The sequence below is a fragment of the Stenotrophomonas sp. S39 genome, assembly GCF_016624665.1.
Taxonomy (GTDB): domain Bacteria; phylum Pseudomonadota; class Gammaproteobacteria; order Xanthomonadales; family Xanthomonadaceae; genus Stenotrophomonas.
On the sequence record NZ_JACVTT010000043.1, the window covers coordinates 24602 to 36329 of the forward strand.

Sequence of the window (11728 nt, forward strand, 5' to 3'; positions counted from 1 at the left end):
CCCTTACATCTCGCCGTTCTGGCGTGCCTTGCGCTGGCGGTCGACGCGGAAGATGTAGCGCTGGATGGCGCTGTCGCCGCCGCGTGGCAGATCGTCGAAACGCATGCCGATGCGCTTGACCTCGATGCCGTTGGGCTGCCGCTGCGGCAGCATGTTGCAGACCACCAGGGTGATCTGCAGGTCCGGGCCATCCGGCATCGAGAGCACGGCGTTGTAGCGCTTCTGCAGGCTGAATACCGCGCAGTCGTTGGGCACGGTGACCGCCAGGCCGCCGCCGCTGATGTCCACCACGCGCATGGACAGCGCATCGCTGCCCACTTCACCGGCGGGCAGGCTCAGCTGCGGCGAGTCGGTGATGGGGGTTTCCAGCCGGTACAGCTCGCGCCGCTGCAGGTGCACCAGCTCTTCGGGCAGCGGGGCGCGGAAGGCCACGTGGCCGTCGTTGTCCACCCGCTGCAGGTCGTGCAGGCGGAAGCGCACCAGCACACGTTCCAGCTGGGCGAAGCACAGCAGGTGGTCGGCCTGTTCGGCGGCGCGGTTGGAGGCTTCCTGGGGGCTGCCATCCAGCAGCAGGAAGTCGTCGTCCTCATCCAGCTCGAGCAGCGCGGTGGGGAAGGATCGATCGCGACCGTCGACATGGGCGTTGATCAGCGAGCGCTGGTCGATCAGCGAACGCAGCAGCTGGCGCAGCTGGCGGGGATTGCGCACCAGGAAGCGTTCGTCGGCGGCGTCGGCCGCGTGGGCATCGTGCAGGTCGGTGTCGTGGCCGTCGGACATGGAATCTTGGTTCTGGGGCGGGGGCCGACACGCGCTGGCGCGTGGCTTGAAGGAAGTATCGGCCGGGGGCGGCAATTATGAAGTGTGAAGTTCATCACTCTACACGAGTGGGCTCAGAGCCCTTTCCCGATGGGAAAGGGATCTGACCCCTTGGCGATCTCGCGCACGCGCCGCATCACGGCGGGATCGCCGTGGCCGTCGTCAAGGTGGAAACGCGCCACGGCCTCGGCCAGCAGCCCGGCCTGTTCGGCCATGCCGTGCGTGGCATGGGTCGAATCCTCCACCAGCGCGGCGTTCTGCCGGGTGGCGGCATCCATCTGCGCGATGCTCTGGTTGACCTGCTCGATGCCGGCACTCTGTTCCTGCGAGGCGGCGGAAATCTCGCCCATGATCTGGTTGACCTGCTGCACGGCCTGCACGATCTGCCCCATCGTGCCGCCCGCCCGGTCGACCAGGCGGGCGCCCTCGGTGACCTTGCCGACCGAATCGTCGATCAGGCCCTTGATCTCCTTGGCCGCGGCCGCCGAACGTTGCGCCAGCGTGCGCACTTCGCTGGCAACCACGGCGAAACCGCGGCCCTGCTCGCCGGCACGTGCGGCCTCGACGGCGGCGTTCAGCGCCAGGATGTTGGTCTGGAACGCGATGCCGTCGATGACGCTGACGATCTCGGCAATCTTCTTCGAGGATGCCTGGATGGCCGACATGGTGGTGACCACCTGGCCGACCACGGCGCCGCCTTCGCCAGCCACGTCGGCTGCACCGCTGGCCAGCTGGTTGGCCTGGCGCGCATGTTCGGCGTTCTGGCGCACGGTGGCAGTCAGTTCTTCCATGGTCGCGGCGGTTTCTTCCAGGCTGGCGGCCTGCTGTTCGGTGCGGTCGGCCAGGTGGCCATTGCCGCGCGACAGGCCATCGGCGCTGGCGGTGAGCGTGGTCGAGGCGGACTGGATGCTGCCCACGATGGCGGTGAGCTGGGCGACGGTGGTGTTGGCATCGTCGCGGATGCGGGCGTATACGCCCTGGAAATCACCCTGCATGTGCGCGGTCAGGTCGCCGCGTGACAGCGACGACAGTAGCTGGGAGATCTGATCGAGGCTGGATGCGCTGGCATCGAGCAGGCTGTTGAGGCGCTCGGCCAGCTGCAGGAAGAAGCCTTCCTTGCCGGCGGTGACGACGCGGCCGCTGAAGTCGCCCAGAGAGGCGGCCTCGACGATCTCGCCCAGTTCTTCTTCCACCTGCAGTTCGACGGTGCGGTCGGCCCATTCCACCACGAAGCCGTGGCGCTGGCCGGCGCCATCGATGATCGGGTTGACGATCAGGCGCATGCTGCGGCCGCCGACCCGGATCTGTGCCCGGTACGTGCCGGTGAGGCCGTCGATCAGCTGGGCCTGGTGGGCGGGGTTGCGGTGGAAGATGTCGATGCTGCGGCCGAGCAGGTCGGCAGCATTGAACTGCGGCAGGTCGCGGCGCAGGTCGGCTTCGGCGGCGGCCAGCATTTTCTGCAGGGGCCGGTTGACGAAGACGATGGTGCGCTCGCGGTCGGCGATCATGACGTTGGTGGTGACATCGTCGAGCGCGGTGCGGATGCGCAGCGATTCACTGCTGGCGGCCTGTTCGCGGGCGCGCCGCTGCAGCAGCTGGTTGCCGGTCTGCACCAGCGCGGCGGCCAGCGAATCACGCGGGAACTGCGCGGACTGCAGGCTGTCAGGCAGCGGCCGGTCTTCGGCCAGGCCGTGTGCCAGCTGGGCCAGCTGCTGCGGGTCGTGGCCGAGCAGCAGCAGCTGCCGGCGCATCTGTACCGCCATCACCGACAGCAGGCCTGCTTCCACCACCACGTACAGCGCATGCAGCGCCAGCACGCCCAGGCCGCTGCCGGTGGCAAACACCGGGTAGGGCAGGCCACGCACCTGCAGCGCGTAGAACAGCACGTGGTGCACAGCGATGGCGGCGGCGGCCACCACGATCGGCAGCCAGTCGCGGTAGTACAGCAGCAAGGCGATCAGCACGATGACCGTGAAGTGGGTTTCCAGCTGCCCGTGGGTCTGGTGGATGAGCGTGGCCGACAGCACCATCCAGGCCAGCGCAACGGTGCAGCGGCTGAGGCGGGTGCCCGGCAGGCCGTGCACCTGCAGCGCGGTGACGAGCAGCGTCGGCAGCGACACCGCCAGCCACGGGGTCCACTGCCCACTGCCCACTGCGCAGGGCCAGGCCCAGCGAAACCAGCACCAGTGCGGCGGTGACTGCCAGGAACAGGCGATCAGCGCTGGCCGACATGGCGCGCAGGAACGGCGGGGTTTCGTGACCGCCCGGTGGCGTGGGGCGCGGGGTCGATGCGTGCATGCACTACTCCTTGAGGCATGGGCATGGGTTGGAAAGGATGAGCGGCGCCTGCGGTCCGCGCAGGAGCTGGCCGACCAGTGCGGTGGCAGCCAGCGGGCCGCGGCTGCAGCCTGGCCCGAGCAGGGCCGGGCCGGCGTAGACCAGGCGCTGGTCGTGCAGGACCAGCCAGTCGAAGGGCAGGGCGAGGGTACTGTTGCGCGTGGCCACGCCCAGCGGCGGGGCTGTACTGGCAGCGCACGGGCAATGGCCGGGCTGGCGCAGCAGCAGGGGATGGTCGCGGCTGGCGGCGAGCAGGGAGGGCGGGACCTGCGCCAGCAGCTGCACGGGATTCCAGTCGCTGGCCACGGGCATGGCGGTGCGGGCGCCCTGCAGCCACAGCACGGGCAGGGTCCAGCCCAGCCATGCGGCCAACAGCAGCATGCCGGCCAGGGCCGACCAGCGCGGGGCTGGGCTCGGAGGGGAGTCGGCGCTGGCGGGCATCATCGGGCCTGCTCGGGGGGCGTTCTCCGATAGCGGCGCGATGGCGTGAAGCTGAAGAGAAAATAAATTAATGCGTCATGCGTGGATGGGTTCGTTGGATGAACCCATCCACGCACGGCGTGGACCTACATCAAGCGTGGCCCTGGCTCAGAACTCCTGCCAGTCACCTTCACCGGCCAGTGCCGGCTGCGCCACCGGCTTGCGGACCCGCGACGGGGGCTGGCTGGCCACCGGAGCCGGCTTGCGTGCGGCAGGCAGTGCGGCGACGGGGCGCGGCGCGGCGGGGCTCAGGCCCGGGGTGGCCAGGCGGAAGCGGGCCACGGCCTCGCCCAGCTGCGCGGCCTGGTCTTCCATGGCACGCGCGGCGGCGGTGGCTTCTTCCACCAGCGCGGCATTCTGCTGGGTGGTTTCGTCCATCTGCACGACCGTCTGGTTGACCTGCTCGATGCCCGCGCTCTGCTCCTGCGAGGCGGCGGAAATCTCGGCCATGATGTCGGTGACGCGCTGCACCGAGGCGACGATTTCGCCCATCGTGCTGCCGGCCTGATGCACCAGGCTGGAGCCTTCGGCGACCTTGCCGACCGAATCGTCGATCAGGCCCTTGATTTCCTTTGCGGCAGCTGCGGAGCGCTGCGCGAGGGTGCGAACTTCGCTGGCGACCACGGCGAAACCACGGCCCTGCTCACCGGCACGCGCGGCTTCCACGGCGGCATTCAGTGCCAGGATGTTGGTCTGGAAGGCGATGCCGTCGATGACGCTGATGATCTCGGCGATCTTCTTCGACGAGGCTTCGATGGCCGACATGGTGGTGACCACCTGGCCGACCACGGCGCCACCCTGCGAGGCAACGCCGTGCGCGCCGATGGCCAGCTGGTTGGCCTGCCGCGCATGTTCGGCGTTCTGCTTCACGGTGGAGGTCAGTTCCTCCATCGACGCTGCGGTTTCTTCCAGGTTGGCGGCCTGCTGTTCGGTGCGGCGCGACAGGTCGCTGTTGCCCGAGGCGATCTCGCCCGCGGCCAGGGTGATGCTGCCGGCGCTGGCCTGGATCTGGCCGACGATCTGGGTCAGCTGGGCGACGGTGGTGTTGGCATCGTCGCGCATGCGGGCGAAGACACCGTGGAACTGGCCGTCCATGCGCGCGGTCAGGTCGCCTTCGGCAATGGCCTGCAGCAGCTGCGAGAGCTGGCCCAGGTTGCCATCGGCCACCTGCATCATCGAGTTCAGCTGTTCGATCATCACCTTGAAGTCATGGTCGAAGCGATCGGCGTCGCCGCGCTGGCTGAAGTCACCGGCGGCAGCGGCGCTGGCCAGGTGCTGGATCTGCGTGTTGATGGCCAGCAGGCTGGCCTTGGCGGCATCCATCGCCTCGTGCAGGAAGGCACGGGTGCCCGGCAGGCGCTGTGCATCCTGGGTCAGGTTGCCGGCGGCGTACTGGTTCAGTACGTCGATGGCAGCGCGGATCGAATCGAGGTGTTCGAAGATGACGGTGTTGATGCCGCCGGCCAGCTGGCCGTAGACGCCGGGGAAATCCTCGGGGATGCGATGGCTGATGTCCGGGCCGGCATGCATCTGCGCCATCAGTTGGGTCTGCTCGGAGAAGCGGCGCAGCATGGCGGTCATGTCGCCGGTGGCGGTCAGCATGCGGCCGGCTTCGTCCTTGCTGGTGGCCTGGGTGCTGACGCTCAGGTCGCCGCGGGCGACGGCCTGGATGGCGGTCAGTGCCTTGCCGAGCGGAACGGTGACCGCGCGCGAAATGACCACGGCCAGCGCAGCGGCGACCAGCGACAGCAGCACGATGCAGCTGACGACGGCGATGATGCTGTTGCGGTGGGTGGCATTGGCGGCGTCGATCTTGCCCTGCATCTGCGTGCCGAGGAAGGCGCTCAGTGCCTTCAGTTCCTCGAAGGCCTTTCGCCGCGCGGGGCGGGACTGTTCGTCGGAGACCTGCTGGGCCAGCACGCCGTCGCCGGCGTTGGCGGCTTCGCGCAGCTTGGCGTTGGCGGCGAAGTAGGCGTCCACGCCGGCCTTCACCGGCTGGTACAGCGCGCGTTCCTTCTCGCCGGCCGGCAGGGCGGCGTAGGCGGCCAGCTCCTTGTGCACGATGACGGCGGTGTCGTCCATGCGCTTGTTGTAGTCGGCCACCTTTTCCGGCTGGTCCAGCATGGTCAGCAGGGCCATCTCGTAGGTGCGGAACTCGCCGAGCTGCGAACGCACTTCGCCCAGATGCTGCACCGAGGGAATGTCGTTGCTGGCCATGCTGCCCAGCTGAGTGTTGGCTTCGCTGAGGCGGACCAGGGCGAACAGCCCCAGGACCAGGGTCATCAGCGTTGTCAGGGTGAACCCCACGGCCAGCTTGCGGGCGATGGGCAGATCGTGGAACCACTTCATGCAGGGTGCTCCAGGTGGGCAGAGGGAAACGGTCGTGCCGGTGGGGGTTCGGTGATTGCCGTCAAAGCCAGATAGCGGCGTGGCCTGCACGGACTTTATGGATGGATGTCACATTCGTGTGCGTAGGGTGAAACCGCGCGAAAGCCTTGCAGGGCGGGCGCCTGCACTTGGCGGGGTGGTTGCACGGGAAACTGCCTGCGCGACGGAGATCACATTGCGTGACCCCACACACCGTGCAAACGAAAACCGCCGCCCCTGGGGGCGGCGGTCCGGAGTACAGCGCGGTGCGGTAGGTCAGGCGGCCTGCGGCACGCGCAGCGAGCGCACCAGGCCACCGATGTCGACGATCAGGGCGACGCGGCCGTCGCCAAGGATGGTGGCACCGGACACGCCGCCGATGCGGCGGTAATTGTTCTCGATGTTCTTCACCACCACCTGCTGCTGGCCGACCAGTTCGTCCACTTCCAGTGCGATCTTCTGGCCATCGCCCTCGACCACCACCACCAGCGATTCGCTGTTGGCGCCGCGGGCACCATAGCCGTAGTACTCGCTGAGCGAGAGGATCGGCAGGTACTCGCCGCGCACCCGCAGCACGCGGCCTTCGCCGGCCATGCTGCGGATGTCCTCGGCCTGCGGCTGCAGGGCTTCGAGCACGTAGGCCAGCGGCAGGATCAGGGTTTCGCCGGCCACCGCCACGGTCATGCCGTCGAGGATGGCCAGGGTCAGCGGCAGGCGGATCAGCGTGCGCGTACCACTGCCCAGGCTGCTCTCGATCTGCACCTCGCCACCCAGCGCCTGGATGTTGCGGCGGACCACGTCCATGCCCACGCCCCGGCCGGACAGATCGGTCACGGCATCGGCGGTGGAGAAGCCAGGCTGGAAGATCAGGTCCCAGACCTGCGAATCGGTCGGATTGTCCGGCACGGCCAGGCCGCGCTCGTGGGCCTTGGCCAGGATCTTGGTGCGGTCCAGGCCGCGACCATCGTCGCTGACTTCGATGACGATGTGGCCGCCCTGGTGCGAGGCCGCCAGGGTGATCGTGCCGGTCTCGTCCTTGCCCGCGCCACGACGCACGTCTGGCATTTCCAGGCCGTGGTCGATGGAGTTGCGGACCAGGTGGACCAGCGGATCGGCGATCTTCTCGATCAGGCCCTTGTCCAGTTCGGTGCCTTCGCCGACGGTGCGCAGGCGAACCTGCTTGCCGAGGCGGGTGGAAAGGTCGCGGACCAGGCGCGGGAAGCGGCGGAACACCGCATCGACCGGCAGCATGCGCACGCCGATCACCGCTTCCTGCAGGTCGCGGGTGTTGCGTTCAAGCTGGTCCAGGCCGGCGAACAGGCTTTCAGCATGCACCGGGTCCAGTGCGTGCGAGACCTGCTTGAGCATGGCCTGGGTGATGACCAGTTCGCCGACCAGGTTGATGAGGGCGTCCACCTTGTCAACGCTGACGCGGATCGAGGTTTCGGCTTCCTGGGCGCCACCGCCATTGGCGGCCGGCGCGGCGGAGGTGGCAGCGGCCACCGGTGCAGCGGGGGTGGAAGGGGCAACAACGGGTGCAGCAGGGGCCTGGGTAGCGAGGCTCGGCGGCGCGGCCGGACGGATGTCCAGTTCGCAGTCATCCACCACCCAGGCAAACGTATCTTCGATCTTGCTGCGCGGCACCTTGCCGACCAGGCCCAGGTCCCACGCCAGGTGGGCCTCCAGCGGGTCGAGCTGGGCAAAGCCGGGCAGGCGCTCCATGCGCGCAGCCACCTGCAGCGAACCGAGGTGTTCCAGTTCGCGGATGATGCGCAGCGGATCGTTGCCGCTCATGAACAGCGACGGCGCAGGGGTGAAGCCGATCTGCCAGGCTTCGGGCGTGTCGTCGACCTTGGCTTCGGCGGCAACCGGGGCGCTGGCGGCGGCCTGGCCGGACAGCACCGCTTCCAGGCGCGCCTTCACCGCAGCAACGGCGGCCGGATCGGCGGCCTGGCCATGTTCGGCTTCGCGCAGCAGGGCGCGCAGCACGTCCACCGAGGACAGCATGGCGTCGACGGCGACCGGTTCCAGTGCGCGCTTGCCGGCACGCAGCTCATCAAGCAGCGTTTCCAGCACGTGGGTCAGGCCGGCGATCGCATCGAAGCCGAAGGTGCCGGCGCCCCCCTTGATGGAGTGGGCGGCGCGGAACACCGAATTGATGATCTCCGCGTCCTGTTGCCCCGATTCCAGGGCCAGCAGGCCGGCCTCCATCGCGTCGAGGCCTTCGCGGCTCTCCTCGAAGAAGGTGGCGTGGAAGCGTTGCAGGTCCATGCTCATGGCAGAGGCAATCCGGAAACGTGGGGAAGGGGCGGTTCAGGGGTGCGGGGCGATCAGCCCAGCACCTTCTGCACGGTGGCGACCAGCTGTTCGGGGTTGAACGGCTTGACCAGCCAGCCGGTGGCACCGGCGGCCTTGCCTTCGGACTTCTTGTCCGCTGCCGACTCGGTGGTCAGCATCAGCATCGGGGTGAACTTGTAGTCCGGCAGCTGGCGCAGTTCACGGATCAGGCTGATGCCATCCATGTTCGGCATGTTGACGTCGGTGACCACCGCGTTGAAACGCTGGCCCTTGGCGCGACCGAGCGCGACCGCGCCGTCTTCGGCTTCTTCGACGGCAAAACCGGCCGAGGTGAGGGCGAAGGAAACCATCTGGCGCATCGACGCCGAATCGTCCACCACCAAGATACGTGCGCTCATGCAGCGTTCTCCACAGATTTCAGGTTGTCATGGGGTACGTCCAGGCCCAGGGCCTGGGTGACGCCCAACAGGCGGGCGGCGTCACGGAAGGTTGCAGTGCAACCGTGGAAGCCGGTGCCCAGGCCCGCCTCGCGGCGTGCCTGCACGAACGCACACAGCACCTGCACGCTTGCCGTGTGGATGCGACCGACCTGGCTTGCGTCCAGGGTCAGTTCGCCTGCTTCCGCCACGAGGGGCGAAAGGCGGTTCTTGAGCTCGGTGCTGTTCTCGATGCCGAGATCGTCACCCAGTTCGACAGTGCTCATCGTTGCTCCGGACAAACGGTTCCGAGATCCATAACGGCACCCGGCAGGGGTTCTTTAGGGTTGAATCGATTAGTAGATCCACGCCATGCGTAGGCGCGTCCAGTAGATCCACGCGATGCGTGGATGGCGATTACCCCAACAACCGGGTCGCGTCGAGCAGGATCATCGGCCGCTGGCTGATGCGGGCCACGCCCCGGAACAGCTCGTTGGAGATCTGGCAGATGCGCGCGGTGTCGGGAGGCTCGATCTGCGAATCGGTGAGGTTGGCCACGTCTTCGACCGCCGATACACGCAGGCCCAGGGTCTCGCCGTTCTCTTCCAGCACCACGATGCGCGTCTGCGCGTCGTCTTCGGCGGTGACCGCGCCCAGGTGGATGCCCAGGTCCATCACCGGCACCACCTGGCCACGCAGGTTCATGATGCCGAGCATGGCCGGGGCGGTGCCGCGCAGCGGCAGCAGCGGCACGGGCAGGACCACTTCCTGCACCTTCAGCAGTTCCAGCGCATAGGCCTGGGTGCCACAGCGCAGCCGCAGCCAGCGCGAGGTGCGCTCGGCGGCACGGCGGTTGTGCGGGTTCGCGCCGTGCGGCGGCTGGTGGGCCTGCGCCTGCAGCTCCTGCCAGCTGCCGGGACGGCTGCCGGGTGGCGCGTCGAGGGCGATGCGCGGGGGCGGTGCGACCGCCGCCCGTGCGGCCGGGGCGGGCGCAGGGCGCGGCGCAACCGGCGCGATCGGTGCGGCCACGGCCGGCGCCGGTACCGCCTCGCCTACGGCCGCCGCTTCGAAGGCAGCCTGCAGGGCAGGGCTGTCGGTGTGCGCCAGGCGATGGCTGTCGGCGCCGTCGGTTTCGTAGATGACTTCGTCGGGCAGGTCGTCCCAGGTGGGCTTGGGAGCTGCCGGGTCGGTGGCGGGGTCGGATGCCGCTGCGCTCGCCGGGCCTGGCCCGGCGCTACCGGTGGCATCGCCCGTTTCGTAGATGACTTCGGCCGGCAGGTCGTCCCAGGTGGGCTCGCGTTCGGGTGCCGCGGCGCTCGCCGGGCCTGGCCCGGCGCTACCCGGGAGGGTGTCCACGGAGGCGGCAACGGTGGTGTGGCCGGTTTCGTAGATCACCTCGGCCGGCAGGTCATCCCACGTCGGCTCGCGCTCGGGCGGCGGTGCGGCCAGGGCGATGGCTTCGCCCAGCAGCTCGTCCAGGTAGTCGTCCAGCACGCCGGGGGTGTTCATGCCGCCTGCTCCAATGCACGCGCGTCTTCGCCGAGGATCCAGTTCAGGGCGCGGCGATAGGCGGCCAGGCCGCGGCCCGGGTAGTCCTCGCCCACGCTGGGCAGGGTCAGGCCGGCGGCGTTGCTGATGCGGGTGTCGATCGGGATCGCGTCTTCCCACACGCGGGTGCCGTGGCGGTCCTGCATGGTGCGCAGCGATTCGTTGCCGGCGCGGGTGCGGCGGTCGAACAGGGTCGGCAGGATCGAGATCGGCAGCGGACGGCGGCGCGAGCGCTCGACCATCTCGCCAGTGCGCACCATGCCGTCCAGACCGTGCAGGGCCAGCGGCTCGGCCTGGGTGGGAATGATCAGGCGGTCGGCCGCAGCCAGTGCGTTGATCATCAGCAGGCCCAGGGTGGGCGCGCAGTCCAGCAGGATGTAGTCATGCTGGCCCTGGTGGCGGGCAAGTGCGTTCTGCAGGGCCAGGCCCAGGCCGGGCTGGTTGGCGCTGCGGCGTTCCAGCGTGGCCAGCGAAGCCTGCGCGCACACGTAGTCCAGGCCGCCGATGCTGCTGGGGTGGCTCAGTGTGGACAGCTCGGCCGGCGGTGCGCCGAACAGTTCCAGCACGCCGGCCGGCGCCGGTTCCACCGGCACGCCGAAGGCGCGGGTAAGCGAGGCGTGCGGATCCAGGTCGATCAACAGCACGCGGTGGCCCTGTGCGGCCAGGCCGCGACCGAGGGCGAGGGTGGTGGTGGTCTTGCCGACTCCACCCTTCTGGTTGGCGACTGCCCAGATGCGCATCGGGTTACTCCTTCATTGCCGGGGGAACGGCGGCGCCGACGCGGCTGCCAGCCGGCACCGGCGGCAACTGCACCGGTGCGTTGGGGGAAACGGGGGTGCTGCGCGGTGAAGTGGCGGCCGTGTCAGTTGCCGCGCTGCCACCGGCGGCGGCGTTCAGGCGTTCGCCCAGCGGGTCGACCGCATGGCTGGTGTCGGCCAGGATGATGACCATCACCCGCCGGTTGCGGTTGCGGCCCTGCGCGCTGTCATTCTCTTCGCGCGGACGGAACTGGCCGTAGCCGACCATGGCCAGCCGCGAGGGCTGCACGCCCTGGTCGGCGAACAGGTGCACCACGCTGGCGGCGCGGCCGGCCGACAGTTCCCAGTTGGAGGGGAAGGTGGCGGTGGCGATCGGCACGTTGTCGGTGTGGCCTTCCACGCGCACGCTGTTGGGGACGTCGCGCAGCACGTCGGCCAGGCTGGCCAGGGTCTGCCGCGCATGCACGTCCAGCGCGGCCGATCCGGTCGGGAACAGGATGTCGCTGTTGATCTCCACTTCGATCCACAGCTCGGTGCGGCGCACGCTGATCATGCCGCGGTCGATCAGCGGCGACAGCGCCGCGGTCAGGCGGTCGGCGATGCTGCTGAGCTGGCGCTCGGCGCGGGCGATCTGGTCCTGGTTGTGCACCGACACCGGCATGCGCATCTGCGAGGCCATCGCCGGCAGCAGGGTGGGGTCGTGGGTGG

General features: G+C 68.9%; 9 protein-coding genes and 1 pseudogene. All 10 read right to left on the reverse strand.

What is annotated here, in order from left to right; all coding sequences use genetic code 11:
• Nucleotides 1–3 precede the first annotated feature (3 nt).
• Nucleotides 4–777 carry a flagellar brake protein gene (locus IAE41_RS12580; RefSeq protein WP_200733350.1) on the reverse strand — a complete coding sequence of 258 codons (774 nt, stop codon included), beginning with the start codon at nt 775–777 and terminating at the stop codon, nt 4–6.
• A gap of 113 nt (nt 778–890) precedes the next feature.
• Nucleotides 891–3114: pseudogene (locus IAE41_RS12585) on the reverse strand (methyl-accepting chemotaxis protein).
• Nucleotides 3115–3117: 3 nt separating this feature from the next.
• Nucleotides 3118–3597 carry a hypothetical protein gene (locus IAE41_RS12590; RefSeq protein ID WP_200733351.1) on the reverse strand — a complete coding sequence of 160 codons (480 nt, stop codon included), beginning with the start codon at nt 3595–3597 and terminating at the stop codon, nt 3118–3120.
• Between the two features lie 144 nt (nt 3598–3741).
• The gene (locus tag IAE41_RS12595) at nt 3742–5982 is read right to left on the reverse strand and encodes a methyl-accepting chemotaxis protein (protein WP_200733352.1); all 2241 of its coding nucleotides are present in this window, start codon (nt 5980–5982) and stop codon (nt 3742–3744) included.
• 294 nt (nt 5983–6276) lie between these two features.
• Entirely contained in the window at nt 6277–8277 is a 2001-nt protein-coding gene (locus IAE41_RS12600; protein ID WP_200733353.1) for a chemotaxis protein CheA, read from the reverse strand.
• Between the two features lie 53 nt (nt 8278–8330).
• A complete protein-coding gene (locus IAE41_RS12605) occupies nt 8331–8696 on the reverse strand; it encodes a response regulator (protein WP_070207889.1) in 366 nt (121 codons plus the stop codon).
• The gene (locus IAE41_RS12610; protein WP_079221799.1) at nt 8693–9001 is read right to left on the reverse strand and encodes an STAS domain-containing protein; all 309 of its coding nucleotides are present in this window, start codon (nt 8999–9001) and stop codon (nt 8693–8695) included. The genes IAE41_RS12605 and IAE41_RS12610 overlap by 4 nt, the downstream gene beginning before the upstream one ends.
• Before the next feature lie 130 nt (nt 9002–9131).
• A complete protein-coding gene (locus IAE41_RS12615) occupies nt 9132–10223 on the reverse strand; it encodes a chemotaxis protein CheW (protein ID WP_200733354.1) in 1092 nt (363 codons plus the stop codon).
• Nucleotides 10220–11002, reverse strand: coding sequence for a ParA family protein (locus tag IAE41_RS12620; protein ID WP_164075273.1), 783 nt, complete (start codon nt 11000–11002; stop codon nt 10220–10222). The genes IAE41_RS12615 and IAE41_RS12620 overlap by 4 nt, the downstream gene beginning before the upstream one ends.
• Before the next feature lie 4 nt (nt 11003–11006).
• On the reverse strand, nt 11007–11728 hold a 722-nt coding region (locus IAE41_RS12625), incomplete at its 5' end, for an OmpA family protein (protein ID WP_200733355.1).

Coding starts and splice junctions, on each gene's coding strand:
- IAE41_RS12605 (WP_070207889.1), bottom strand. CDS start 8,696: ATGAGCGCACGTATCTTGGTGGTGGACGATTCGGCGTCGATGCGCCAG.
- IAE41_RS12615 (WP_200733354.1), bottom strand. CDS start 10,223: ATGAACACCCCCGGCGTGCTGGACGACTACCTGGACGAGCTGCTGGGC.
- IAE41_RS12595 (WP_200733352.1), bottom strand. CDS start 5,982: ATGAAGTGGTTCCACGATCTGCCCATCGCCCGCAAGCTGGCCGTGGGG.
- IAE41_RS12610 (WP_079221799.1), bottom strand. CDS start 9,001: ATGAGCACTGTCGAACTGGGTGACGATCTCGGCATCGAGAACAGCACC.
- IAE41_RS12620 (WP_164075273.1), bottom strand. CDS start 11,002: ATGCGCATCTGGGCAGTCGCCAACCAGAAGGGTGGAGTCGGCAAGACC.
- IAE41_RS12580 (WP_200733350.1), bottom strand. CDS start 777: ATGTCCGACGGCCACGACACCGACCTGCACGATGCCCACGCGGCCGAC.
- IAE41_RS12600 (WP_200733353.1), bottom strand. CDS start 8,277: ATGAGCATGGACCTGCAACGCTTCCACGCCACCTTCTTCGAGGAGAGC.
- IAE41_RS12590 (WP_200733351.1), bottom strand. CDS start 3,597: ATGATGCCCGCCAGCGCCGACTCCCCTCCGAGCCCAGCCCCGCGCTGG.